At 74.1% G+C, this 24786-nt stretch carries 23 protein-coding genes and 1 riboswitch; of the genes, 14 read left to right on the top strand and 9 right to left on the bottom strand.

What is annotated here, in order from left to right; translation table 11 throughout:
• Window positions 1–335: 335 nt before the first annotated feature.
• From ACZ303_RS01615 to ACZ303_RS01605, 3 genes are all read right to left on the bottom strand, one after another.
• On the bottom strand, window positions 336–1754 hold the full coding sequence (locus ACZ303_RS01615; RefSeq protein WP_467333935.1) for a hypothetical protein: 1419 nt from the start codon (window positions 1752–1754) through the stop codon (window positions 336–338).
• 99 nt (window positions 1755–1853) lie between these two features.
• The gene (locus ACZ303_RS01610; RefSeq protein ID WP_467333933.1) at window positions 1854–2978 is read right to left on the bottom strand and encodes an alpha/beta hydrolase; all 1125 of its coding nucleotides are present in this window, start codon (window positions 2976–2978) and stop codon (window positions 1854–1856) included.
• Window positions 2979–3398: 420 nt separating this feature from the next.
• On the bottom strand, window positions 3399–4148 hold the full coding sequence (locus tag ACZ303_RS01605; protein ID WP_467333931.1) for a class II aldolase/adducin family protein: 750 nt from the start codon (window positions 4146–4148) through the stop codon (window positions 3399–3401).
• 20 nt (window positions 4149–4168) lie between these two features.
• Here ACZ303_RS01605 and ACZ303_RS01600 point away from each other — a divergent pair, with 20 nt between their 5' ends.
• From ACZ303_RS01600 to ACZ303_RS01570, 7 genes are all read left to right on the top strand, one after another.
• Window positions 4169–5416: an inorganic phosphate transporter gene (locus tag ACZ303_RS01600; protein ID WP_467333929.1), complete on the top strand. Its 1248-nt coding sequence runs from the start codon at window positions 4169–4171 to the stop codon at window positions 5414–5416.
• Between the two features lie 13 nt (window positions 5417–5429).
• Window positions 5430–5645 (top strand): hypothetical protein, encoded by a 216-nt coding sequence (locus tag ACZ303_RS01595; protein WP_467333927.1) that lies wholly within the window; start codon window positions 5430–5432, stop codon window positions 5643–5645.
• A gap of 158 nt (window positions 5646–5803) precedes the next feature.
• Window positions 5804–5928: riboswitch (cobalamin riboswitch) on the top strand.
• Between the two features lie 133 nt (window positions 5929–6061).
• Window positions 6062–7078, top strand: coding sequence for a cobalamin biosynthesis protein (locus ACZ303_RS01590; RefSeq protein ID WP_467333924.1), 1017 nt, complete (start codon window positions 6062–6064; stop codon window positions 7076–7078).
• Window positions 7079–7107: 29 nt separating this feature from the next.
• Window positions 7108–8715, top strand: coding sequence for a cobyric acid synthase (locus tag ACZ303_RS01585; RefSeq protein ID WP_467334597.1), 1608 nt, complete (start codon window positions 7108–7110; stop codon window positions 8713–8715).
• Window positions 8715–10808 (top strand): putative cobaltochelatase, encoded by a 2094-nt coding sequence (locus ACZ303_RS01580; protein ID WP_467333922.1) that lies wholly within the window; start codon window positions 8715–8717, stop codon window positions 10806–10808. The genes ACZ303_RS01585 and ACZ303_RS01580 overlap by 1 nt, the downstream gene beginning before the upstream one ends.
• Window positions 10809–11417, top strand: a complete 609-nt coding sequence (gene cobO / locus ACZ303_RS01575; RefSeq protein ID WP_467333920.1) for a cob(I)yrinic acid a,c-diamide adenosyltransferase — start codon at window positions 10809–10811, stop codon at window positions 11415–11417. It abuts the gene before it with no gap.
• Window positions 11411–12784 (top strand): cobyrinate a,c-diamide synthase, encoded by a 1374-nt coding sequence (locus tag ACZ303_RS01570; RefSeq protein ID WP_467333918.1) that lies wholly within the window; start codon window positions 11411–11413, stop codon window positions 12782–12784. Before cobO ends, ACZ303_RS01570 begins: the two co-directional genes overlap by 7 nt.
• A 2-nt stretch (window positions 12785–12786) precedes the next feature.
• On the opposite strand, the gene ACZ303_RS01565 is transcribed toward ACZ303_RS01570, so the two are convergent.
• The gene (locus ACZ303_RS01565) at window positions 12787–13512 is read right to left on the bottom strand and encodes a ZIP family metal transporter (protein WP_467333916.1); all 726 of its coding nucleotides are present in this window, start codon (window positions 13510–13512) and stop codon (window positions 12787–12789) included.
• A gap of 135 nt (window positions 13513–13647) precedes the next feature.
• Between ACZ303_RS01565 and ACZ303_RS01560 the strand changes: the two genes are divergently transcribed.
• Together ACZ303_RS01560 and cobC are read left to right on the top strand one after the other, a co-directional pair.
• Window positions 13648–13971 carry a cobalamin biosynthesis protein gene (locus tag ACZ303_RS01560; protein WP_467333914.1) on the top strand — a complete coding sequence of 108 codons (324 nt, stop codon included), beginning with the start codon at window positions 13648–13650 and terminating at the stop codon, window positions 13969–13971.
• A gap of 91 nt (window positions 13972–14062) precedes the next feature.
• Window positions 14063–15115: an Rv2231c family pyridoxal phosphate-dependent protein CobC gene (gene cobC / locus ACZ303_RS01555; RefSeq protein WP_467333912.1), complete on the top strand. Its 1053-nt coding sequence runs from the start codon at window positions 14063–14065 to the stop codon at window positions 15113–15115.
• Between the two features lie 202 nt (window positions 15116–15317).
• Here cobC and ACZ303_RS01550 read toward each other — a convergent pair whose 3' ends face one another.
• The gene (locus tag ACZ303_RS01550; protein WP_467333910.1) at window positions 15318–15452 is read right to left on the bottom strand and encodes a hypothetical protein; all 135 of its coding nucleotides are present in this window, start codon (window positions 15450–15452) and stop codon (window positions 15318–15320) included.
• A gap of 261 nt (window positions 15453–15713) precedes the next feature.
• Window positions 15714–16814 carry an amidohydrolase family protein gene (locus ACZ303_RS01545; protein ID WP_467333908.1) on the bottom strand — a complete coding sequence of 367 codons (1101 nt, stop codon included), beginning with the start codon at window positions 16812–16814 and terminating at the stop codon, window positions 15714–15716.
• 394 nt (window positions 16815–17208) lie between these two features.
• On the opposite strand from ACZ303_RS01545, the gene ectA reads away from it, so the two are divergent.
• From ectA to thpD, 4 genes are read left to right on the top strand one after another with little or no spacing between them, the layout of a single operon-like run.
• Window positions 17209–17757, top strand: coding sequence for a diaminobutyrate acetyltransferase (gene ectA, locus ACZ303_RS01540; protein ID WP_467333906.1), 549 nt, complete (start codon window positions 17209–17211; stop codon window positions 17755–17757).
• A 48-nt stretch (window positions 17758–17805) separates the two neighbouring features.
• Window positions 17806–19074: a diaminobutyrate--2-oxoglutarate transaminase gene (gene ectB, locus ACZ303_RS01535; RefSeq protein WP_467333904.1), complete on the top strand. Its 1269-nt coding sequence runs from the start codon at window positions 17806–17808 to the stop codon at window positions 19072–19074.
• A gap of 47 nt (window positions 19075–19121) precedes the next feature.
• Window positions 19122–19520 (top strand): ectoine synthase, encoded by a 399-nt coding sequence (locus tag ACZ303_RS01530; protein WP_467333902.1) that lies wholly within the window; start codon window positions 19122–19124, stop codon window positions 19518–19520.
• Window positions 19521–19523: 3 nt separating this feature from the next.
• Window positions 19524–20414 (top strand): ectoine hydroxylase, encoded by an 891-nt coding sequence (gene thpD, locus ACZ303_RS01525; protein ID WP_467333900.1) that lies wholly within the window; start codon window positions 19524–19526, stop codon window positions 20412–20414.
• Window positions 20415–20596: 182 nt separating this feature from the next.
• Here the strand turns inward: thpD and ACZ303_RS01520 are convergent, their stop codons facing one another.
• On the bottom strand, window positions 20597–21286 hold the full coding sequence (locus tag ACZ303_RS01520; RefSeq protein ID WP_467333898.1) for a response regulator transcription factor: 690 nt from the start codon (window positions 21284–21286) through the stop codon (window positions 20597–20599).
• 126 nt (window positions 21287–21412) lie between these two features.
• Between ACZ303_RS01520 and ACZ303_RS01515 the strand changes: the two genes are divergently transcribed.
• Entirely contained in the window at window positions 21413–22174 is a 762-nt protein-coding gene (locus tag ACZ303_RS01515) for a class I SAM-dependent methyltransferase (RefSeq protein ID WP_467333896.1), read from the top strand.
• 28 nt (window positions 22175–22202) lie between these two features.
• Here the strand turns inward: ACZ303_RS01515 and ACZ303_RS01510 are convergent, their stop codons facing one another.
• Together ACZ303_RS01510 and ACZ303_RS01505 are read right to left on the bottom strand one after the other, a co-directional pair.
• Window positions 22203–23522 carry a sensor histidine kinase gene (locus ACZ303_RS01510; RefSeq protein ID WP_467333894.1) on the bottom strand — a complete coding sequence of 440 codons (1320 nt, stop codon included), beginning with the start codon at window positions 23520–23522 and terminating at the stop codon, window positions 22203–22205.
• Complete coding sequence (locus ACZ303_RS01505) at window positions 23519–24571, bottom strand: hypothetical protein (protein WP_467333892.1); 1053 nt, start codon at window positions 24569–24571, stop codon at window positions 23519–23521. Before ACZ303_RS01505 ends, ACZ303_RS01510 begins: the two co-directional genes overlap by 4 nt.
• Window positions 24572–24786: the final 215 nt, after the last annotated feature.

Here is a 24786-nt window from a genome sequence, read left to right as displayed (position 1 = left end):
GTGTCGGGCTGCTTCGCTTTACGCCCGACACACCACCCCCTCCGGCCCGCCCCCTCCTGCCGGTGGGTGGGAAGAAAGAGACCGGTAGTGACCGGCAACGCGAGAGCGGACCGAAACCACCAACTGGTTTTTCTCCCACCCACCCACGGGAGGGGGCGGGTCGGAGCGGGCCCTATACGGGGCGTAAAGCGAAGCAGCCCCGTATAGGGCCCGCGGAGGCCCGACCCCGCACCATTGACCGCCCCGCGCAGCGGACACCGCACCCAGAACCGCCCCGCGCAGCGGAACCCGCACCCGCACGAGGGCAACGGGGGAACCCAGAAACGCCGCGCGCTTTACGCGCCACCAACGTGGACCTGGAAGGCCGCCCGGCGAACCGCCTTCGCCAGCGCCGGATCCGGATGCGCCGCGGCGAGGGCGACGAGGACCTGCACCGTGCGGGGGTGCCCCACGGCTCGTACCTCTTCGAGGAGGCCCGGCACCGTGCCCTGGACGGCCGAGTCGAGGTGGCGGACCAGCAGGCCGCTCTCCCCGTGGTCGGCGACGGCCGCCGCCGTGTCCACCCACAGCCAGGTCGCCTCCTCGCGGGTGAGGACCTCCGCCACCTGTTCCGGGTCGCGGCCCTCGTGCTCGGCGAGCCAGAGGAGGGCGTACGGGCGCAGGACCGGCTCGTCCACGGCGGCTCGGACGGCGGGCTCGGCGGCCGCGCCGACCGCGCGCAGGGCCTCGAAGGCCAGGCCGCGCACCAGCGCGTCGTCGCCGCGGGCGGCGTCGAGGAGCTCGCCGAGGGCGCCGCGGGTGGGGCGGGCGGCGAGCCAGGCCCGGTACTCGGCGCGCGCGGGGCCGGGGGTGAGGTCGGCGCAGCCGCGCAGCATGGCCTCGGCGGAGAGCTCGATGTTGCCGGCCGGGCTCTGGGCGGCGACGCAGATCTGTTCGAGCTTGACCCAGACCGCCCAGTTGCCGAGGGGTGTCAGGAGGGCTTCGGCCTGTTGGCCGGTGCCGCTCATGACCAGGGCGCCGACGGAGGCGAGCGCTTGGAGTGCCCAGTCGAGCAGCTCCGGGAGGGGCTCGCCATCGGTGGGGGCGGGCGCGGCGGGGGGTGCCGGGATCTCGGGCGTGGTGCCGTAGGGGACCTCGCAGCGCTCGGCGCGGATCTCGGCGACGCGCTGCTGGAGCAGGTCGAGGAGCATCGCGACGGAGACGGGGCCGGCCGACAGGTGCATGACGGACAGCAGCTGCGGTGCGGCCTCGACGACCTCGGCGGCGATCGTGGCGTCGGTGCCGTCGGGCGCCGGGCGGGCCAGGGACCAGGCGTCGAACAGGGCGACCCAGCCGCGCAGGGCGGCGCCGTCGTCGCGGTCCCAGGCCGTCAGGCGCCAGCCGGGGCGGGCGGTGTCGCCGTGGAGCTCGATGAGTCCGGCGAGGCGGGCCCGGTCCCAGTCGCACCGCACCTGTCGGGCCGTCAGTCCCAGGGTCTCGGCGGCCCGCTCGGCGGTCGTCTCGGCGAGGCCCCCGGCGGCGCCCGGCCGCAGGGGGGCGCCTCGGCCGCGCTCGTCGGCCGCCCAGCGGGCGACGCGGACGGCGCCCGTGAGACCCGCTCTCGCCTGCCGGGCCAGTTCCGCCGGGGCCGGAGTGCCCGCGGGAGGGCGGGGCGCCGGGCGGGAGCCACGATTGGCCACGGCCCGGCGGGCAGCGGCGATCGGCTGTCGGGGGACCAGTCTGAGCCGGGAGTCGCGCGGAGTACGGGACGTCACAGGAGCAGTCTTGCCGTTGACGCTCCGAAAACCCAATCGGAATCAACCGCGGGGCCGTCCACCACCCGTGACTGCCCCTGCGTACGGCCTGATCGAGGCTTACATCAGCGGTATGAGGAACCGTCGCATCGACTCCTCGTAGCCGGCGGGGTGGGCGTTCCACATCGCGGCGTGCGGGGCGTGCCGCACGGCGTGCAGGTGGATCAGGTCCGGGCGGCGGGCGGCCAGTTCGCGGGAGGCGCGCCAGGGCGCGAGGGTGTCGTCGGGCCCGTGCACGACGAGCGTCGGCACGGCGGGCCCGGGGTCGACGGCCCGGCCGAGGCCGTCGGGGCTCAGGCCGGTCCTGCCCTGTGTGGCGCGGACGGCGAGGGGGACCAGCGCGGCGGGGATGCCGCGATGGGCGGCCAGGGCGCTCAGCGCGGCCGGCCAGTCGAGCACCGGGGAGTCCAGGATCAGGCCGCCGATCCGCGCGCGGTGCTCGGAGTCCGCGGCGGCGAGGAGGGCCATGGTGGCGCCGGTGGACCAGCCGTGCAGGACGACGCGGCGGGCGCCGTGGCGCAGGGCATGGCCGATGGCGGCGTCGAGATCGCGCCATTCCGCGGCGCCGAACCGGCCGATGCCGCCGGGGGATCGCGGGGCGCCGGGGTCGCCGCGGTAGGCGAGGTCGAGAACGGGCAGGCGCAGCCGGTGCAGGAAGGGCATGACGACCATGGGGTGTTCCCGGGTGGTGCCCAGGCCGTGCACGGTGATCACCCAGGTGTCCCGGGCGCCGGGGACGAACCAGGCGGGCAGTGGGCCGAGCTCGCCGGATATCGCGACGTCGGTGTGGTCGAGGCCCAGGGTGTCGTGGGGGTTGCCGAGGTGGACCTGCGGGGTGAGCCACACCCGCGCGCCCGGCTCGGGTGCGCCGTGGGTGACGCGCTCCAGGCGGCGTACGACGCAGTCGGCGGGGCGCTCGGCGCCCTCGACGACGGGCCCGACGACGGCGTGCAGGCCGGGTGCGGTCAGGCCGTACGTGCCGCGCCGCGCCGCCGCGATGCTGCGGGTGAGGGCGATGCGGCCGTCGCCGACGGAGTGGACGGTGAGTGCCGGTTCGCCGGGCATCGGACCGCCGGGGGCGAGGGCGAGGGCGGCGTGACCGGCGTACCGCCCGGCCGCCACTGCGGCCGCTCCGGCACCGAGCACGGTGGTGGCGGCCAGAGCCGCCGATGAACGCACACGCATCCTCTCCAGTGTGGCCGCGGTCGGCGCCGGGGGCCAGTGGGCACGGCGGCTTCCGCCCGGGGGCGCGGCAGCGCCCGAGTGGGCGCGCGCTCGGGCGGCGCTCGGCAGCAGGTGAGCCACATGCCGGTGGCCGTACCTGGCCGATGTACCCGAGCGGGTGCACTCGGCCAGTACATGGCAGTCGGTGGGCCGCATGCCGGTGGCTCTGTCCGGCCGACGCACCCGGCCGACCGTGGCCGAGCGGGTGCACTGGGCCGGTGCGTGAGCAGGCGGTCGCAGGCCGGTGGCCGTATCCGGCCGACCGCGCCCCGGCCGACCGCGCCCGAGCGGACACACTCGGCGGGTGCGTGGCCGCAGGCAGGCCGCAGGCGCACCGCACGCCGGTGCCCTCGGCCGGGCGCGACAGCCAATCGTCGGGCCTCAGCCGCGCCGCTGCCCGTAGCCGCCGAGCTTGGTCGTGGCCTCGGCGAGCTGTGTGTCGGTCAGCAGGGACGGGCCGCGGCCGGGGATCGCGGAGGCGGTCAGCCAGACCCGGCACATCCACTCCAGCTGGGCGGTGCGGTCGTACGCCTGGTCGAGGCCGGTGCCGTAGGTGACCGTGCCGTGGTTGCGCAGGAGGCAGCCGCTGCGGCCGTCGAGGGCGCGGAGCATGTGCCCGGCCAGTTCCTCGGTGCCGTAGAGGGCGTAGTCGGCGACGCGGACCGGGCCGCCGAGGGCGCCGGCCATGTAGTGGATCAGCGGGAGCTCGTCGACCAGCGTGGAGACGGCCGTGGCGTGGACGGCGTGGGTGTGGACGACGGCCGTCGCGTCGGTGGCGCGGTAGAGCGCGAGGTGCATGGGCAGCTCGCTGGTGGGGGCCAGCTCGCCGAGGACCTGTCGGCCGTCGAGGTCGACGGCGACCGCGTCGTCGGGGCCGAGGCTGTCGTACGGGATTCCGCTCGGGGTGACGAGCACGACATTCCCGACCCTGGCCGAAACGTTGCCCGAGGTGCCCACCACGAGCCCCTCGGCCGTGGTGCGGCGGGCCGTGGCCACGACGTCCGCCCAGGCCCGTCGAACGCCTTCGTGATCTTCCAACGCTGCACCCCTCCGGTTGACGCCACCGCTCCGCCCGTTCCAGTTCACCTTCCGTTCACCAAGGGTCTTTACGGTCGCCGCTGTACTGACCATCGAGCTGATTGCCTGGGTGAATGGAACACATCACGCTTCTCATCGGGATCGTGATCGTCACGGCCTTGGTGTTCGACTTTACGAACGGCTTCCACGACACGGCCAACGCCATGGCCACCACCATCTCCACCGGGGCTCTCAAGCCCAAGGTCGCGGTGGCCATGTCGGCGGCCCTCAACCTTGTCGGGGCGTTCCTGTCCGTGGAGGTCGCCAAGACCATCTCCGGCGGCATCATCGACGAGAGCGCCGGAATCAGGCCCGAAGTGATCTTCGCCGGGCTGATCGGCGCGATTGTCTGGAATCTTCTGACGTGGCTGGCCGGTCTGCCCTCCAGTTCGTCGCACGCCCTTTTCGGCGGCCTGATCGGCGCGACCATCGTGTCCGTCGGCTTCGACGCGGTCAACGCCGACAAGGTCGTCATGAAGGTCCTCATCCCGGCCGTCGCCGCGCCGATCGTGGCCGGTCTGGCCGCCACCCTGGCGACCCGGCTCACCTACCGCCTGGCCAGGAACCGCGACGAGAAGGAGACCGCCAAGGGCTACCGCGCCGGGCAGATCGCCTCGGCCGCCCTGGTCTCCCTGGCCCACGGCACCAACGACGCGCAGAAGACGATGGGTGTCATCACCCTCGCGCTGGTCGCCGGCGGCGCCGTCGCCCCGCACGCCGACCCGCCGATGTGGGTCATCGTCTCCGCGGGCCTGGCCATCGCGCTCGGTACGTACCTGGGCGGCTGGCGCATCATCCAGACGCTCGGCAAGGGCCTCACGGACATCAAGCCGGCGCAGGGCTTCGCCGCCCAGACCGGCGCCGCGACCGTGATCCTCGCCTCCTCGCACATCGGCTTCGCGCTCTCCACCACCCAGGTCTGCTCCGGCTCGATCATGGGCGCCGGCCTCGGCCGCAAGGGCGGCGTGGTCCGCTGGTCGACCGCTGGCCGGATGGTCCTCGCCTGGGGTCTGACCCTGCCCGCCGCGGGCCTGGTCGCCGGTGGCGCGGCGCTGCTGGCCGACCAGGGCGACTGGGGCGTCGCCACGGTCGCCGTCCTGGGCCTGGCCGTCTCCGGCGCCATCTGGATGGCGTCCCGCCGCAAGCCGGTCACCCCCGACAGCATCAACGAGCCGGTCGCCGAGGCCGCCGAGCCGGCCGGTGTGGTCACCACCGCGCTCCAGGCCGTCGCCCCGCCGCCGGCCGGCCCCCTGACGGCCGCCGTCCCGGCGACCTCCCTGACCCACGAGGCGGGGCGCGCCCCCGCCGCCGCGACGAGCTGAGGGAACACACACCATGCACATCGACTGGGCAGCACTCGGCCAGGTCTTCGGTGTCAGTCTCGTGGTGACGGTCGGCCTCGTCGGCATCTTCACGATGGGCATCGTCGGGACGTCGTCCGCCTCCGCGGCGGGAACGCGGCCGACCGCGGTGGCCCGCGCGGGCGCGTACGCGTGCTTCGCACTGTGCGCGGCAGCCGTGGGGTACGGCATCTATCTGATCGTCGCCTAGCGACCGTCACTAATGTCCTCGAATGCCGGACGGGCTGAATTTCAGCCCGTCCGGCGTTTTTCACATCCCGGCCCCGTGGACTCGAACCCCAGCTCAGACGTGAGTTGACGGCCGTTCACGGCCCATGGTGGACTTCCGGGGCCAAACGGCGACAGCAGAGGAAGCCGGTGCGAGTCCGGCGCGGTCCCGCCACTGTCACCGGGGAGCGTCCCCCACCCAGGGCCACGGTCCGCGCGAGCGGACGGGAAGGCCGGGGCGACGCCGATCCGGGAGCCAGGAGACTCTGGTCGCCGGTCACGTCGAGCCAGGGCGCGGACCCTGAGTGAGGACACATCGCCATGCCCGGCCGCCGACCACCCCTGCCCAGCGAACCCCGGTCCCGCCAAGGCATGACGGCGGTCTGACCCATGCGCCCCATGCGTCTCCCGCGTCCGGCGCCCGCGACGCGCGCCGATCACCTCGGGCACCTCGGTTTCGCGTACGGTGCCGCGCTCGGCTTCCTCGCCGACCTCGCCCTGGGCGATCCCCGTCGGGGCCACCCCGTGGCGGCCTTCGGCCGGGCCGCGTACGCCGTCGAGCGGCGGCTGTGGCGCGACCACCGCGGCCGGGGCGCCCTGCACGCCGCGCTGTGCGCGGGCGGCGCCACGGCCGGTGCCGCGCTCCTGGCCCGTACCCTGCGCCGCTCCCCCGCCGCGGACATCGCGCTGACCGCCGCCGCCACCTGGGCCGTGCTGGGCGGTACGTCCCTGGGCCGCGAGGCGCGCGCCATCGGCGGCGCGCTCGGCGTCGGTGACCTGGACGTCGCCCGGGAGCGGCTGCCGCACCTGTGCGGGCGCGACCCGCAGGCGCTGGACGGGCAGCAGATCGCGCGCGCGGTCGTGGAGTCCGTCGCCGAGAACACCTCCGACGCCGTCGTCGGCGCCCTCGTCTGGGGTGGGCTGGCGGGCGTACCGGGCCTGGTCGGCTTCCGCGCCGTCAACACCCTGGACGCGATGGTCGGCCACAAGTCGCCGCGTCACCGGCGGTTCGGCTGGGCCTCGGCCCGTCTCGACGACGTCGCCGGCTGGCCCGGCGCCCGTCTCACCGCCGCCCTCACCGTCCTCGCCGGCCCCGACCCGCGCGGTGCCTGGCGGGTGGCCCGCCGCGACGCCTCCCGGCATCCGAGCCCCAACGCCGGCCCGGTGGAGGCCGCGTTCGCCGGTGCGCTGGGGGTGCGTTTGGGCGGCACCCTCGCCTACGCGGGCCGGGTCGAACACCGGCCCGTCCTGGGCGGTGAGAACCGCCCCGTGGAGGTGGCGGACATCGAACGCGCGGTGCGGCTCTCGCGGCGCGTGTCGCTGCTGGCGCTGGGCACCGCGGTGGCGGGCCGCGCGCTGGGCAGCCTTTGCAGCAGGACCGTGGCGCGGAACGCGAAGCGAAGGGGGAACCGGTGACAGCGGACAGGAGCGGGCCCGCGGGCCCGTTGGGCGGGGGCCTGCTGGTGGCCGGGACCACCTCGGACGCGGGCAAGAGCGTGGTGACGGCCGGGATCTGCCGGTGGCTGGTCCGCAAGGGCGTCAAGGTCGCGCCGTTCAAGGCGCAGAACATGTCGCTGAACTCCTTCGTGACCCGCGAGGGCGCGGAGATAGGCCGCGCGCAGGCCATGCAGGCGGCGGCCGCGCGCGTCGAGCCGTCGGCGCTGATGAACCCCGTCCTGCTCAAGCCTGGCGGTGACCGCAGCAGCCAGGTGGTGCTGATGGGCAAGCCGGTGGGTGAGCTCAGCGCCCGCGGTTACCACTCCGGGCGCCAGGAGCAGCTGTTCGGGACGGTGACGGAGTGCCTGGAGGAGCTGCGCCGCACCCATGACGCGGTGATCTGCGAGGGCGCGGGCAGCCCGGCGGAGATCAACCTGCGGCGCACGGACATCGTCAACATGGGTATCGCGCGCGCCGCGCGGCTGCCGGTCGTCGTGGTCGGTGACATCGACCGGGGCGGGGTCTTCGCGTCCTTCTTCGGTACGACGGCCCTGCTGTCCCGGGAGGACCAGGAGCTGATAGCGGGCTACATCGTCAACAAGTTCCGCGGTGACGTGACGCTTCTGGAGCCCGGCCTGGACATGCTGCGCGACCTGACCGGCCGCCCGACGGTCGGTGTGCTGCCATACGCGCACGGGCTCGGCATCGACGAGGAGGACGGACTGCGCGTGTCGATGCGCGGCGCGGTCCGAGAGTCGGTGGTGGCCCCGCCGCACGGTGCGGACGTGCTGCGGGTCGCGGTGTGCGCGGTTCCGTTGATGTCGAACTTCACGGACGTCGACGCGCTGGCGTCCGAACCGGGCGTCATCGTCCGCTTCGTGGACCGCCCCGAGGAGCTCGCCGACGCCGACCTGGTCATCGTGCCGGGCACGCGCGGGACCGTACGGGCGCTCGCGTGGCTGCGGGAGCGCGGGCTGGCGGAGGCGCTGCGACGGCGGGCGGCCGAGGGCCGGCCGGTGCTGGGCGTCTGCGGCGGCTTCCAGCTGCTGGGCGAGCGGATCGAGGACGACGTCGAGTCGAGGGCGGGCGTCGTCGAGGGGCTGGGCCTGCTGCCCGTACGGGTGCGGTTCGCGGTGGAGAAGACCTTGGCGCGGCCGGTCGGCGAGGCGCTGGGCGAGCGGGTCGAGGGCTACGAGATCCACCACGGCGTCGCCGAGGTCACGGCCGGTGAGCCGTTCCTGGACGGCTGCCGGGTGGGCTCGGTCTGGGGGACGCACTGGCACGGCTCGCTGGAGAGCGACGGCTTCCGGCGGGCGTTCCTGCGCGAGGTGGCGCGCGCGGCGGGACGGGCGTTCGTGCCCGCGCCCGATACGAGCTTCGGCGCCCTGCGCGAGGAACAGCTGGACCGCCTCGGGGACCTGATCGAGGAGCACGCGGACACGGACGCGCTGCTGCGGCTGATCGAGGACGGGGTCCCCGACGGGCCGCGGTTCATACCGCCGGGGGCGCCGCCTCTGCCCGCGCGGAGAGATCCTGGCAGCCCCGGGCTCGCCCCCGCTCACGCCGCCACCGATGTGCCCGGTCGAATCGATTCCCTCGAAGGGGGTAACTCCTGATGGCCTCGGCCACCTATCCGTTCACCGCGATCGTCGGCATGGACGACATGCGGCTGGGCCTGTTGCTCAACGCCGTCTCACCGGCCATCGGCGGAGTGCTCGTACGGGGCGAGAAGGGCACGGCCAAGACGACGGCCGTCCGCAGCCTGGCCGCGTTGCTGCCCGAGATCGTGACGGTCCCCGGGTGCCGGTTCTCCTGCGACCCCGCCGTCCCCGACCCCACCTGCCCGGACGGGCCGCACCCGGGCGGGGCGGGCGACACCCGCCCGGCCCGCATGGTCGAGCTGCCCGTCGGTGCCTCCGAGGACCGGCTCGTGGGGGCGCTCGACATCGAGCGGGCGCTGGGCGAGGGCGTGAAGGCGTTCGAGCCGGGCCTGCTGGCGGCCGCGCACCGCGGAGTGCTGTACGTCGACGAGGTCAACCTCCTGGGCGACCACTTGGTGGACTCCCTCCTCGACGCGGCGGCCACCGGCTCCTCCTCCGTCGAGCGTGAGGGCGTCTCCGTCCGGCACGCGTCCCGCTTCCTCCTCGTCGGCACCATGAACCCCGAAGAGGGCGAGCTGCGCCCGCAGTTGCTCGACCGCTTCGGGCTGACCGTGGAGGTCGCGGCCTCGCGGGACACCGAGGAGCGCGTCGAGGTCGTGCGCCGCCGGCTCGCCTTCGACGAGGACCCGGCGGCCTTCGCCGCCAAGTGGGCGGCCGAGGAGGACGCACTGCGCGAGCGGATCGCCGCCGCGCGGGCGCTGCTGCCGGGCGTACGGCTCGGGGACGGTGCCCTGCGCCGGATCGCCGCCGTGTGCGCCGGCTTCGAGGTGGACGGCATGCGCGCGGACATCGTGACCGCGCGGACGGCGTCGGCGCTGGCCGCGTGGGCGGGGCGTACGGACGTGACCGCCGAGGACGTGCGGCAGGCGGCGCTGCTGTCGCTGCCGCACCGGCGCCGCCGCAATCCCTTCGACGCCCCCGGTCTCGACGAGGACAAACTCGACGAGATCCTGCGGCAGTTCGAGGACGAGGACCCCGAGCCGGAGCCCGAGCCGGAGCCGGAGGGCCCGGAGGACGGTCCCGGTGACGACGGCCCGGGCGGTGGCGAGCCGCCGCCGGGTACGGACGGTCCCGGCGGCCCGGAACTCCCGCCGCAGCGCGAGGAGTCCGGCGCGGAGCGGGAAGAGGCCCCGCGACAGCGGGAGGAGCGGGAGAGCTCCGAGCAGGCTTCGCCGCAGCCGTCGGCGGACGCCGCCGAGGGGGGTGAAGCCCCGGCCGTCGCCGCCGGTGACCCCTTCCGCACCCGCAAGCTCGACGTCCCCGGGCTCGGCGAGGGCGCGGACGGGCGCCGCTCCCGGGCGCGCACCGCGCACGGCCGGACGACCGGTGCGCGCCGCCCTCGGGGCGCGCTGTCCAAGCTGCACCTGGCGGCGACGGTCCAGGCGGCGGCGCCGCACCAGCGGGCGCGCGGGCGCAGTGGCCCCGGTTTGGTCGTCCGCCGGGACGACCTGCGGGAGGCGGTGCGCGAAGGCCGCGAGGGCAACCTCGTGCTGTTCGTCGTGGACGCGTCCGGGTCGATGGCGGCACGCAAGCGGATGGGCGCGGTCAAGGGCGCGGTGCTGTCGCTGCTGCTCGACGCGTACCAGCGCCGCGACAAGATCGGCATGATCACCTTCCGGGGGGCGGACGCGCGGGTGGCGCTGCCGCCGACGTCGTCGGTGGACGCGGGCGCGGCCCGGCTGGAGCGGCTGCCCACGGGCGGCCGTACACCGCTGGCGGCGGGTCTGCTGCGGGCGCACGAGGTGCTGCGGGTGGAGCGGTTGCGCGATCCGTCGCGGCGCCCGCTGCTGGTCGTGGTGACCGACGGGCGTGCCACCGGTGGCCCGGAGCCGCTGGTCCGGGCGGCACGCGCGGCGCGGCTGCTGGCGGGCGAGGGCACGGCGTCGGTGGTGGTGGACTGCGAGTCGGGGCCGGTGCGGCTCGGGCTGGCGGGCGAGCTGGGCCGCGAGCTGCGCGGGCCGGTGGTGACGCTCGACGAACTGCGCGCGGACAGCGTGTCCGCGCTCGTACGTACCGTACGGAACACCAACTCCAGGAGGGCCGCCTAAATGCCACAGGGACAGCCGACCGTCGTTCCCGACGACGGTCTCACCACGCGCCAGCGCCGCAACCGGCCGCTCGTCTTCGTCCACACCGGCATCGGCAAGGGCAAGTCGACGGCGGCGTTCGGGCTGGCGCTGCGGGCGTGGAACCAGGGCTGGCCCATCGGGGTGTTCCAGTTCGTGAAGTCGGCGAAGTGGAAGGTCGGCGAGGAGAACGCGCTGCGGGTGCTCGGCGCCTCGGGCGAGGGCGGCACGGTCGACTGGCACAAGATGGGCGAGGGCTGGTCGTGGATCCAGCGGGACGCCAAGGACGGCGAGCTCAGCAATGAGGAGAAGGCGCGCGAGGGCTGGGCGCAGGTCAAGCGCGACCTCGCGGAGGAGAGGTACAAGCTCTACGTGCTCGACGAGTTCGCCTATCCGATGCACTGGGGCTGGATCGACACCGACGAGGTGATCCAGGTGCTGCGGGACCGGCCGGGCACCCAGCACGTGGTGATCACGGGCCGCAACGCGCCGCGGGCGCTGGTCGACTTCGCCGATCTGGTCACGGACATGTCCAAGGTCAAGCACCCGATGGACGCCGGCCAGAAGGGCCAGCGGGGCATCGAGTGGTGAGCAGGCACGTACCCCGGCTGGTCATCGCCGCTCCCGCCTCCGGCAGCGGCAAGACGACCGTGGCCACCGGCCTGATGCGGGCCCTCGCCGACGCCGGCCTGAAGGTCTCCCCGCACAAGGTGGGCCCGGACTACATCGATCCGGGTTACCACGCGCTGGCCACGGGCCGGCCGGGCCGCAATCTCGACGCGTACATGTGCGGTCCGGACCGCGTCGCCCCGCTGTTCCTGCACGGGGCCGAGGGCTGTGACGTCGCCGTCGTCGAGGGCGTGATGGGCCTGTACGACGGCGCGAGCGGGCAGGGCGAGCTGGCGTCGACGGCCCATGTGGCGAAGCTGCTGCGGGCGCCGGTGGTGCTGGTCGTGGATGCGTCGTCGCAGTCGCGTTCGGTGGCGGCGCTGGTGCACGGCTTCGCCTCCTGGGATCCCGAGGTGCGGGTCGCGGGCGTCATCCTCAACAAGGTCGGCTCGGACCGCCACGAACGCCTGCTGCGCGAGGCCCTGGAGGAGTCGGGGGTGCCGGTCCTGGGCGCGGTGCGCCGCGTCCCGGGCGTCCACACCCCCAGCCGCCACCTGGGGCTGGTACCGGTCGCGGAACGCAGCGCGGAGTCGCTGGAGGCGGTGGCGGCCCAGGCGGCCCAGGTGCGCGCGGGCTGCGATCTGGAGGGCCTGCTGGCCCTGGCGCGCAGCGCGCCCCCGATGCACGACGAGGCGTGGGACCCGGCGGGTTCGTGCCCACCCGCCGGCCCGCACCCGAGCGGCGACCGACCGGTGGTGGCCGTGGCCGGCGGTGCCGCGTTCACCTTCTCGTACACCGAGCACACGGAACTCCTGACCGCCGCGGGCGCGGAGGTGGTCACCTTCGACCCCCTCCGCGACGAGGCCCTGCCGGACCGCACCGCGGGTCTGGTCATCGGCGGCGGCTTCCCGGAGGTCTACGCCCCCGAGCTCTCGGCCAACGAGCCCCTGCGGAAGGCCGTGGCCGCCCTGGCGGAATCCGGTGCGCCGGTGGCCGCCGAGTGCGCGGGCCTGCTGTACCTCTCCCGCTCCCTCGACGGCAGGCCGATGTGCGGTGTGCTGCCCGCCGAGGCCCGCATGTCCGAGCGCCTCACCCTCGGTTACCGCGAGGCCGTCGCGATCGCCGACAACGCCCTGGCCCCCGCCGGGACGCGCGTACGCGGTCACGAGTTCCACCGCACGGTGATCGAGCCGGGCGCGGGCGCCGCCCCCGCGTGGGGGTTCACCCATCCCGAGCGGCGCGTCGAGGGCTTCGTGCGGGGCGGCGTCCACGCCTCCTACCTGCACACCCACTGGGCGGGGGCGCCCGGCACCGCGGAGCGCTTCGTGGCCGGCCCGCGGCGGCCGTGACGTCAGCTCGACAGCCCCACCACGAGCCAGATGAACGCCACCCCGGCGACCGTGCAGGCCAGCGTCGAGCGCGCGGGGTGCTCGTGGTGGGCCTCGGGGAGGATGTCGGAGGTCGCGAGGTAGAGCAGCACTCCGCCGAAGAAGCCGAGGTAGATGCCGAGGAACTGCTCCGGAAGGGTGAAGAGCAGGGTCGAGGCGGCGCCGACGACGGGGGCGAGGGCGTCGGCGCCGAGCATCAGCAGGACGCGGTGGCGCCGGTTCCCGTACAGGTCGGTGATCGTGTACGTGTTGAAGCCGTCGGCGAAGTCGTGGGCGATGACCGCGAGGGCCACGGCGACGGCCATGCTGGTGTCGACCTGGAAGGCCGCGCCGATCGCGACGCCGTCCATGGCGCTGTGGACGACCAGCGCGGCGGCCGCGGTGAGGCCTACCTGGGGGACGCGTTCGCCGGTGGTGATGCCGTGGTTGGCGCGGCGTACGGCCAGGAGCCGTTCGACGAGGTGCGCGGTCAGGAAGCCGAGGACGAAGCAGAGCAGGGCCACGGGTACGCCGAAGATCTCGCGCTCGGCGGCGTCCAGGGCCTCCGGGAGCAGGTCGAGGCCGACGACGCCGAGCATCAGTCCGCCGGCGAGGCCGAGGATGAGGTGTCTGCGGTCGGTGAAGCGCTGGGCGGCCCACCCGCCGAGAAGTGTCATCAGGAACGCGCCGAGGGCGACGACGACCGGCACGGAGCCTCCTCTCTCTCCTCGTCACCGCGTGCTGACCTCCCACTCTTGTCCCAGGAGCCCTCGACGGCCACCGTTCCGCCCCGGATTCCGCTGTTTGTCGGGGTGGGGGCGCGCCGGGGGGTTGACGCCGGGGAGGTGCTCGCGCTGATCGGGCGGGCGCTCGCGGAGGCGGGCCCGGGCGGCACTCCGGTGGCGCTGGTGACGGCGGAGGCGAAGACGGGTGAGGCCGGGCTGGTGGCGGCCGCGGCCCGGCTGGGCGTGCCGCTGCGCGGGTACGGGGCGCGGCAGCTGGCGGCGGTGGCGGTGCCCCATCCGTCGGCCGCGGCTCTCGCGGCGGTGGGGGCGCCCGGGGTGGCCGAGGCGGCGGCGCTGCTGGCGGCCGGACCCGGCGGTGCCCTGGTGGTGACCAAGCGGAAGTCCGCGCGGGTGACGTGCGCCGTCGCGCGCGGACCCGCGTGAAGGCGCCCGGCGGGCCGTCAGTAACGTCGGGGGGCCGGGTTCCCGCCCGGCCCGCACCCGAGTCCAGGCGAAGAGAAGGCGGCCCGCGGCCATGCACACACCCAGCGAACCCGATCTGCGCCACCACGGTGACGCCGAAGTACGGGGCGGCGGCGCGGAGTTGACCGATCTGGCGGTCAATGTGCGCTCCGGCACGCCCCCGCTGTGGCTGCGGGAGCACATAGCCGCGTCGCTGGACGGGCTGGCCGCCTACCCGGACGGGCGGGCGGCGCGGCGGGCGGTGGCCGAGCGGCACGGCCTGCCGGAGGAGCGGGTGCTGCTGACGGCGGGCGCGGCGGAGGCGTTCGTCCTGCTGGCCCGGGCGCTGCGGGTGCGGCGGCCCGTCGTGGTGCATCCGCAGTTCACGGAACCGGAGGCCGCGCTGCGGGACGCCGGTCACACGGTGGAGCGGGTGCTGCTGGATCCGGAGGACGGTTTCCGGCTGGATCCGCGGGCGGTGCCGGGGGACGCGGATCTGGTGGTGATCGGCAACCCCACCAACCCCACGTCCGTGCTGCACCCCGCCCAGGCGCTGGCCCAGCTCGCGCGCCCGGGGCGGACGCTGGTGGTGGACGAGGCGTTCATGGACGCGGTGCCGGGCGAGCGCGAGTCCCTGGCGTCCCGTACGGACCTGCCGGGGCTGGTCGTACTGCGCAGCCTCACCAAGACCTGGGGGCTGGCAGGGCTGCGCATCGGCTACGTGCTGGCCTCGCCCGGCACCATAGCCCGGCTGGAGCGGGCGCAGCCGCTGTGGCCGGTGTCGTCACCGGCGCTGGCGGCGGCGGAGGTGTGCAGCGCTCCCCCGGCGCTGGCCGAGGCCGCGCACGCCGCGCACCATCTGGCCGCCGACCGGGCCCATCTGACGGCGGCGCTGGCGGAGTTCGAGGGGGTCGAGGTGTTCGGCCCGGCGGCCGGGCCGTTCCTGCTGGTCCGGCTGGAGGACGCGGCGGCGGTGCGGTCCCGGCTGCGGGGGCTGGGGTTCGCGGTCCGGCGCGGTGACACGTTTCCCGGGCTGGGCCCGGACTATCTGCGGCTGGCGGTCCGGGACCGGGCGACCACGGACCGCTTCGCGGAGGCGCTGAGGAAGGCACTGGCCGACGGCTAGAGGGCCTGGCCGACGGGCCTTCGGCTGCGGCGCGCGTCCTCGAACGGGCTGATATCGGCTGAGCCCGGCCGAACCAGCCCGTCCGGCGTTTGAGGACACCGCCGCGTAGCGGTGGTGCACCCCTCATGATCCGCCGGAGGCCCTGGCGCGGTCGAGGGGGCGCCCGGTGGCTAGGTGCCGCCTGGCGTCCCCTCCGTCGCCGCTAGGCCCGCTTGCGTGCCGCCCGGCGGCGGGTGACGGCGATCGCGCCGCCGCCCGCGGCGATGGCGACGGTGGCCGCGACCGCGGCGCGGCGGCGTACGGGCATGCCGAAGGAAGCGGTGGTGGTGCTGGACACGTGTGTGGAACCCCCACGGGAGGCGTGGAGCCGTCGGCGCGGCCAATGGGGGACATCGCACGCGCCGACGGCGGGACCCCGCCATGTTTGACCTCGGGAGGGTGAACGGGCAGGGCCCTGACGCCAGTTCATCCGAAAGGGTAGGTTTCGCAGCCGCATTCGATTCTGTCGGCGCGGGAGCCGCTCCCCGTCACCCGCGTCACACCTGTTCGGGCGGGCCGGCCACCCGCACCGCCGTCCGCCCGCTCCGCCTGAAGGCGGTCAGCGGACCACCCGCCCCCGCAGCACCACCCGTCGCGGCGTCCCCAGGATCCGTACGTCCGCCCGCGGATCCGTGTCGTAGACGACCAGGTCGGCCGGGGCGCCCTCCTCCAGGCCCGGACGGCCCAGCCACTCGCGGGCGCCCCAGGACGCCGCCGTGAGGGCGGCCGTCGGCGGGATGCCCGCCTTGACGAGCTCCGCGACCTCCTCGCCCACCAGGCCGTGGGCGAGGGAGCCACCCGCGTCCGTACCGACGAAGACCGGTATGCCGGCGTCGTAGGCGGCACGCACCGTCTCGTAGCGCCGCTCGTGCAGGCGGCGCATGTGGTCGGCCCAGCGCGGGAACTTCTTCTCGCCGCCGTCCGCCAGCCGCGGGAAGGTCGCGATGTTGACCAGCGTGGGCACGATCGCGACGCCCCGCTCGGCGAAGAGCGGGATCGTCTCCTCGGTCAGGCCCGTGGCGTGCTCGACGCAGTCGATGCCCGCCTCCACCAGCGGCGCGAGCGAGTCCTCCGCGAAGCAGTGCGCGGTGACCCGCGCCCCCAGCCGGTGCGCCTCGGCGATGGCCGCCTCGACCTCGCCGCGCGGCCAGCACGACGACAGGTCGCCCGTCTCGCGGTCGATCCAGTCGCCGACGAGCTTGACCCAGCCGTCCCCGCGCCGCGCCTCGCGCGCCACGTACGCCACCAGGTCCTCGGGCTCGATCTCGTGCGCGTAATTGCGGATGTAGCGGCGCGTACGGGCGATGTGGCGGCCCGCGCGGATGATCCGGGGGAGGTCCTCGCGGTCGTCGATCCACCGGGTGTCCGAGGGGGAGCCGGCGTCGCGGAGCAGCAGCGCGCCCGCGTCGCGGTCGGTCAGCGCCTGTTTCTCACTGGTCGACTCGTCGACCGGGCCGTGCGCGTCCAGCCCCACGTGGCAGTGGGCGTCCACCAGGCCGGGCAGCACCCAGCCCTCGATGGTGGTGACGTCCCGCGCCCCGGCCGGCCGCTCGAAGGTGATCTTCCCGTCGACGGCCCACAGCTCGTCGCGCACCCCGTCCTCCGGGTCCGCGCCGACGAGCACCCGCCCCTTGATGTGCAGCACACCACTGTCGCTCATGAACGCACTGTACGAGCCGGCTCCCGCCGTGCGCCAAGGGCCTCGGGCCGACGCCGGCGCGGGCCCGCCCGGCTTTCCCGGCGAATTCGCCCCGAGAGCGCTGGGGGAACACTCCCGGCCGCTTCTCCATTTCATTTGCATGCAGTTTCCCGGCATTCTCTTGCCCCCGTTATTCGACCCTAAACACAAAGATTTTATTGACGTTCCAGCACGCCCTCCATCCTGTGACGCACTCCACAAAACCGCCCGCTTTGCCCGGAAAACACCGGACAAATAGCCACCTTTCGCTGCGGTCTCGCGTGCCCGCGCACCCCGCGCGATAACACATCGAGCCGTCATGGGACAGCGGAACCCGCCATGCATTTTTTGATTTACCTCGGTAAATTCACTCCGCATGACCGCCGCACAAGCAGACCTTGCACGTGCCCACAGCGAATTCCCGGAAATGCCGGAGGGACTGACGCTCGACACCCCCCGCGTCGAGGACGGAGCCGCGATCTGGCGCATCGCCCGCGACTCGAAGGCGCTGGACCTGAACTCCTCGTACAGCTACCTCCTGTGGTGCCGTGACTTCGCCGCCACCTCCGCGGTGGCCCGCCGCGCCGACGGCGAGCCGGCCGGTTTCATCACCGGCTACGTCCGCCCCGAGCGTCCCGAGGTGCTCGTGGTCTGGCAGGTGGCCGTCGACCACGCACACCGGGGCCGGGGCCTGGCCGCCGCGCTGCTGGAGGGTCTGGTCGCCCGCACCGCCGGAGAGCTGGGCATCCAGGGGATCGAGACGACCGTCACCCCGGACAACACCGCCTCCAACCGGCTGTTCGCCTCCTTCGCCGCGCGCCACGCGGCCCCCGTCGAGCGCGAGGTGCTCTTCGACGGCGGGCTGTTCCCGGACACCGGGCACGAGCCCGAGGTGCTCCACCGCATCGGTCCGATCGCCCGCTGATCCCGACGCCGCAGCCGCACACACCCCCGAACCTTCCTGGAGTCCGTCATGACCATCACCCCGCCCGCCCTGAGCGTCTTCGAGACCCTGGAGTCGGAGGTGCGCAGCTACTGCCGCAGCTGGCCCGCGGTCTTCGACCGCGCGCAGGGCAGCCGGATGTACGACGAGGACGGCCATACCTACCTCGACTTCTTCGCCGGCGCCGGAGCGCTCAATTACGGGCACAACAACCCCGTACTCAAACGCGCCCTGATCGACTACATCGAACGCGACGGCGTCACCCACGGCCTGGACATGGGCACCACCGCCAAGCGCGCGTTCCTGGAGTCCTTCCAGGACATCGTGTTGCGCCCGCGTGACCTGCCGTACAAGGTCATGTTCCCCGGCCCGACGGGCACCAACGCCGTGGAGGCCGCGCTCAAGCTGGCCCGCAAGGTCAAGGGCCGCGAGTCGATCGTCTCCTTCACCAACGCCTTCCACGGCATGTCGCTGGGCTCGCTCGCCGTCACCGGCAACGCCTTCAAGCGGGCCGGCGCGGGCATTCCGCTGGTGCACGGCACCCCGATGCCCTTCGACAACTACTTCGACGGCCAGGTGCCGGACTTCCTGTGGTTCGAGCGGCTGCTGGAGGACCAGGGCTCGGGCCTGAACCAGCCGGCCGCCGTCATCGTCGAGACGGTGCAGGGCGAGGGCGGCATCAACGTCGCCCGCCCGGAGTGGCTGCGCGCCCTCGCCGACCTGTGCGAGCGCCGCGACATGCTGCTGATCGTCGACGACATCCAGATGGGCTGCGGCCGCACCGGCGGCTTCTTCTCCTTCGAGGAGGCGGGCATCACGCCCGACATCGTGACCCTGTCGAAGTCCATCGGCGGCTACGGCATGCCGATGTCCCTCACCCTCTTCAAGCCGGAGCTCGACGTGTGGGAGCCGGGCGAGCACAACGGCACCTTCCGCGGCAACAACCCCTCCTTCGTCACCGCCGCCGCGGCCCTCGACACCTACTGGGCCGACGGGCAGATGGAGAAGCAGACCCTCGCCCGGGGCGAGCAGGTCGAGCAGGCGCTGCGAGCGATCTGCGCCGAGCCCACCGGGCCGACCGCGGAGTACCGCGGCCGGGGCCTGGTCTGGGGACTGGAGTTCGCCGACAAGGCGCGCGCCGGCGCCGTCGCCGCGCGGGCCTTCGAGCTCGGTCTGCTCATCGAGACGTCCGGCCCGGAGAGCGAGGTCGTCAAGCTGCTGCCCGCGCTGACCATCTCCCCCGACGATCTGGACGAGGGTCTGCGCATCCTCGCCCGCGCGGTCCGCGAGACCGCCTGAGACCCCTCCCCCCGGAACCCCGACCCCGACAGAAAGGCAGGAACATCATGATCGTCCGCTCCCTCAAGGACATCGAAGGCACCGACCGGCACGTCAAGGCCAAGTCCGGCACCTGGGAGAGCAAGCGGATCGTGCTCGCCAAGGAGCGCGTCGGCTTCTCCCTGCACGAGACCACGCTCTACGCCGGCACCGAGACGTCCATGTGGTACGCCAACCACATCGAGGCCGTGCTGTGCGTCGAGGGCGAGGCCGAGCTGACCGACGACGAGACCGGTGAGAAGCACTGGATCGAGCCCGGCACGATGTACCTCCTGAACGGCCATGAGAAGCACACCCTGCGGGTGAAGTCCGACTTCCGCTGCGTCTGCGTCTTCAACCCGCCGGTCACCGGCCGCGAGGACCACGACGAGAACGGCGTCTACCCGCTGCTGACGGAGGAGGTCTGAGCGATGACGACCACGGTCAGCGACCTGTACCCCACGCGCGGCGCCACCGAGGTGGCGGTCCCCCGCCGGGACCCGGTGGTGTGGTCCGCGCCCGGCGCCCCCGGGCCCATCGGCGCGGCGGAGCTGAGCGGCTACGACCGCGACGGCTTCCTGACGGTCGATCAGCTCATCACGCCGGACGAGGTGGCGCGCTACCGCGCCGAACTGGACCGGTTGATCTCCGATCCGGCGGTACGGGCCGACGAGCGCTCGATCGTCGAGCCGAAGTCGGATGCCGTGCGGTCGGTGTTCGAGGTGCACAGAATCAGTGAGGTCTTCGCCGGCCTGGCGAGCGATCCACGGGTGGTGGGCCGGGCACGGCAGATCCTCGGCTCGGACGTCTACGTCCACCAGTCGCGGATCAACGTCAAGCCGGGCTTCGGAGCCTCCGGTTTCTACTGGCACTCGGACTTCGAGACCTGGCACGCGGAGGACGGGCTGCCGCGGATGCGGACCGTGTCGGTCTCCATCGCGCTGACCGAGAACCACGACACGAACGGCGGGCTGATGATCATGCCCGGTTCGCACCGGACGTTCCTCGGCTGCGCGGGCGAGACGCCGCGCGACAACTACAAGCGCTCGCTGCGCATGCAGGACGCGGGCACGCCCTCGGACGAGGCCCTGACCGGCTTCGCCGACCAGCACGGCATCAAGCTGTTCACGGGCCCGGCCGGCTCGGCGACCTGGTTCGACTGCAACTGCATGCACGGGTCGGGCGACAACATCACGCCCTTCCCGCGCAGCAATGTCTTCCTCGTCTTCAACAGCGTGGAGAACACGGCGGTGGAGCCCTTCGCGGCACCGGTCCGACGACCGGAGTTCATCGGGGCGAGGGACTTCACACCGGTGGGGTGAACGGGTGCCCGGCCGGGGGCCCGGGGGTTGCCCCCCGGAAGACGCAGCATCGGGGCGAGGGACTTCACACCGGTGGGGTGAACGGGTGCCCGGCCGGGGGCCCGGGGGTTGCCCCCCGGAAGACGCAGCATCGGGGCGAGGGACTTCACACCGGTGGGGTGAACGGGTGCCGGCCGACGCGCTCAGCCCGGTGACACGAACCCGCTCTCGTACGCCGCGATGACCGCCTGCGTGCGGTTGCGGACGCCCAGCTTGGCGAGCGCGCCCGCCACGTGGGTCTTGACCGTCGCCGCGCCCAGCGTCAGCTCCGCCGCGATCTCGGCGTTCGACAGCCCCGCCGCCATCAGGCGCAGCACCTCCGCCTCGCGCTCCGACAGCCGCGCCCGCAGCTTCCCGGCCGTGTCCCGGGAGTCGCGGGCGGCGGCGTGTTCGGCGGCCAGTGCGCGGACGGCGGCGGGGAAGAGCAGGGAGTCGCTGCGGGCCACCAGGCGTACGGCCTGGACGAGTTCGTCGGCGCCCGCCCGCTTGAGCAGGAAGCCGCTGGCCCCGGCGCGCAGCGCGTCGTACACATAGCTGTCGTTCTCGAAGGTGGTCACGACGACGACGCGGGGCGGGTCGTCCATCGTCGCCAGCACCTGCTCGGTGGCGCGGATGCCGTCGATCTCCGGCATCCGGACGTCCATCAGGACGATGTCGGGGCGGAGTCGGCGGATCAGGGACACCGCCTCCGCGCCGGTCCTGGCCTCCCCCACGACCTCCAGGTCCGGCTCGGCGCCGAGGATCGCGCGCAGGGCGGTACGGACCAGGTGCTCGTCGTCGGCGAGGACGACTCGTATGGGGCGTGTGGTGGTGCCGGGTGTCTCGTCGGGCATGGAGGTCAGCTTAGAGAAGATCACAGGGGCGCAGGCAGGCCCGGAGAGGGTCCGAGCGGCCCGGAGACGCGCCAACACCTGTGGAATCCAGTGGCTTATCCCCCGCTTTGCCGCGATGATCGGCGTATGTCGCGTACGTTTGATCATCTGGTGGCCGAGGCGGAGTCCGTGTCGGTCGAGGGCTGGGACTTCTCCTGGCTGGACGGCCGGGCCACCGAGCAACGCCCCTCGTGGGGTTATCAGCGCACGATGAGCGAGCGCCTGGCCCGCGCGTCGGCCGCGCTGGACGTCCAGACGGGCGGCGGTGAGGTCCTCGCCGGGGCCGCGAAGCTGCCCCGGCTGATGGTCGCCACGGAGTCCTGGCCGCCCAATGTCGCCAAGGCCACCGAGCTGCTGCACCCCCTCGGTGCCGTCGTCGTCGCGGACCCGGACGAGCCGCCGCTGCCGTTCGCCGACGGGGCCTTCGACCTGGTGACGAGCCGCCATCCGGTGACCGTCTGGTGGGACGAGATCGCCCGTGTGCTGCGGCCCGGCGGCACGTATCTGGCCCAGCACGTCGGTCCGGCCAGCGTGTTCGAGCTGGTCGAGTACTTCCTCGGACCGCAGCCCGAGGAGGTGCGGCGCGCCCGCCATCCGGACGACGCCCGCCGGGACGCGGAGGCGGCCGGGCTGGGGATCGTGGATCTGCGTGCGGAGTCCCTGCGCACCGAGTTCTTCGACATCGGCGCGGTGATCTACTTCCTGCGGAAGGTGATCTGGATGGTTCCCGGCTTCACCGTCGGCGCGTACCGCGACCGGTTGCGGGAGCTGCACGAGCGGATCCAGGCGGACGGCCCGTTCGTCGCCACCACGACCCGCTATCTCGTCGAGGCCCGCAAGCCGGTCTGACGGGCGCAGCCGCCGCCCTCCGAGCGGGTCACCGGCCGCTGAGCGGCAGCCGCACCGTCAGCCGCCACACGCCGTCCCGCTCGCCGGCGACACTGGTGCCGCGCAGCAGCCGGGCGCGCTCGGAGATGCCGAGCAGTCCCCGGCCGCCGCCGGCCCGGCGCTGCCCGCCGTGCCCCTGCTGGCCGTGCTGCCCGTGCTGTACGGGGTTCTCCAGGGCGACCTCCAGCGCGTCGTCGCACACGGCGACGCGCAGCAGCACCGGCACCCGGCCCGCGTGCCGCAGGGCGTTGGTGAGGCCCTCCTGGACGATGCGGTACGCCTCGCGGGAGACGACCGGCGGCAGCGCGTCCAGCGGCGCGGAGGCGGCGAGGGTGACCGTGCCGCCGGCCGCGCGGGTGCGTTCCAGCAGGCCGTCCAGGTCGGCGAGGGTCGGGGCGGGTGTGGCGGAGGCGGCGCCGTCCTCGCGCAGCAGGCCCAGGACGGTGTCGAGCTCGCCCACCGCCTCGCGGGTCGTCTCCTCGATCGCGGCCAGTGCCTGCCGGGCGAACTCCGGGTCGGCGTCGAGGACTTTGCGCGCCGCGCTCGCCTGGAGGGTGACCGCGCTCAGCGCGTGCCCCACCGAGTCGTGCAGCTCGCGCGCCAGCCGGTTGCGCAGGGCCAGCCGCATCGCGTGCTGCTCGGCGGCGGCGAGCCGGTCCGCGGCCGTCGGCCCGAGGAGTACGGGCGCGCAGCGCGCCAGCAGTGATCCCGCCGCCCAGGAGGTGCCGACGACCAGCATGAGCAGCGCGCACCCCAGGCCGGGCAACAGCAACGGCCACGGCCCGGAGAGGTGGTAGTGCCCGAGGAATTCCCGGGCCGCCCGCGAGTCGCCGAGGAAGGGCGTGGCGATCAGCAGCACGGCGGCGGGTGGTACGGCCAGCGACATGCCGCTGACGATGCCGCCCACCGCCAGGTGGAGCACGTACCACACGGCCGTACGCCCGCGCGCGGCCCACGAGTCGCTCGGCCCGGTGGCCAGTTCCTCGCCCGGCACCCCGCACAGCGCCCGCGCCGCGGTGCTCTCCAGGGGCCGTACGAGCGGGAGGGGCGCGGTGATCGCGGCCGGCACCAACGCCATCGCGAACACGCCGAACTGCCGGACCAGGGAACCGCCGAGGAGGACCTCCGGGCCCGGGAAGACGACCGACGCCACGACGTTCGCCAGCAGGAAGTACGGCATCAACAGCGCGCCGCCGAGCAGCAGATGCACCCAGCGCAGCCGCGCCCGCCGGCCGAGCGCCGCACCGGCCCAGCGAACGGGGGCGGCCGGCAGGGCCCGTACGGCCTCCATGGCGCGGGCGGCCCTCACGCCGTACGGGCGGCGCGCCGCGCGAAGAAGCCGGCACCGGCGGCGAGGACCAGCAATCCTGTGATCATCTGTACAGCGTAGGTGGTGAACATCAGGGGGGTGGCGGCCCAGGCCTCGTCATCCGGGTAGCCGAGCGCCGCGACGAACAGCCAGCCGCCCCAGCAGGCCGTCGCGGCCGACCCGACCCCGGCGAGCGCCAGCGGCACCCGCAACGGCAGCCGACCGCCCCGGCGCAGGACGAGCAGGGCGAGGCCGGCCGCGGCCGCCAGCGCGAAGACCATGTGGCCCGACTCCCTGGCCGCGAAGTCACCGCTGTAGGACCGGGCCTGCTCCGGAGAGAGCCCCACCCGGGACCCGGCGGCCCACAGCAGGTGCACCGCGGCCGGTACGAGGGAGAGCACGGCCGCCGCGCCCGCGGCCGCCCGCTGCGCCCGCGTCGGCGGGCACACAGCCAGGCCGGCGACGTCGCCCCGCCACAGGTGGCCCCAGCGCCGACGGGCGTAGAGGACGAACAGGGCGCCCAGACCCAGCCCCTGGACGATGAACCCGACGTACACGACCCCGAACACCCACTCGTCGAGGAACGGCCGCCCGTCGGGCGCCGCAGAGGCGGCCGTACCGCCGAGCGCCCGGACCGCGAGCTGGGCCGGGAATCCGTAGGCAATGGGGGCCAGCAGGCCGATGGCGCCCCACATCGGCAGGACCAGCGGCCAGGCGGGGACGCGTCTGCCCCAGGGGCTGGACAGCAACAGGACGAGCACCACGAGGCCCGCGTCCATGAGCACGGTGACACCGTTGGCCCACCGCATGAACTCCTCGTGGTCGAGCAGGACGCTGCCCTCCGGGATGCCGATCCGGCTCCCGGCCATCCAGGCGACCTTGAGGGTGAGGTAGGGCGCGCAGGCGGCGAGGGTGACGGCCCGCAGGGCGCGGCGTGCGGCGGCGTGGTCGTCCCACCGCGACGCGGCGGGGGCGGGCTGCCGATCGGATGCCGAGGGCGTACCGGGCGTGCCGCTCGCGAGGGGCGGGAACTGTGTCGTACGGCTCATACGACCAGGCTCCCGTGACCGGGCGGCGGGCGCCTCGGCCCCGGAGCCGAGTCGTCTCCGCCGCAGGGTGGAAGCTTCTCTCGTCCCCCGGGCAGATGCCGCGCGTCACCGCCTCCGCCTCAGGGCCGGTACGGTGCCGTCCGCTCGCGCGCCGCCCGGGGAACGCCCCGCGACCCGGCGATCAGACAGGCCATCACTTCACCATGGACGGAGTG

It is taken from the genome of Streptomyces sp. NPDC023527, assembly GCF_055560115.1.
The sequence above is the reverse complement of the archived record's forward strand: the minus strand, read 5'-3'. Positions and strand labels throughout refer to the sequence as shown.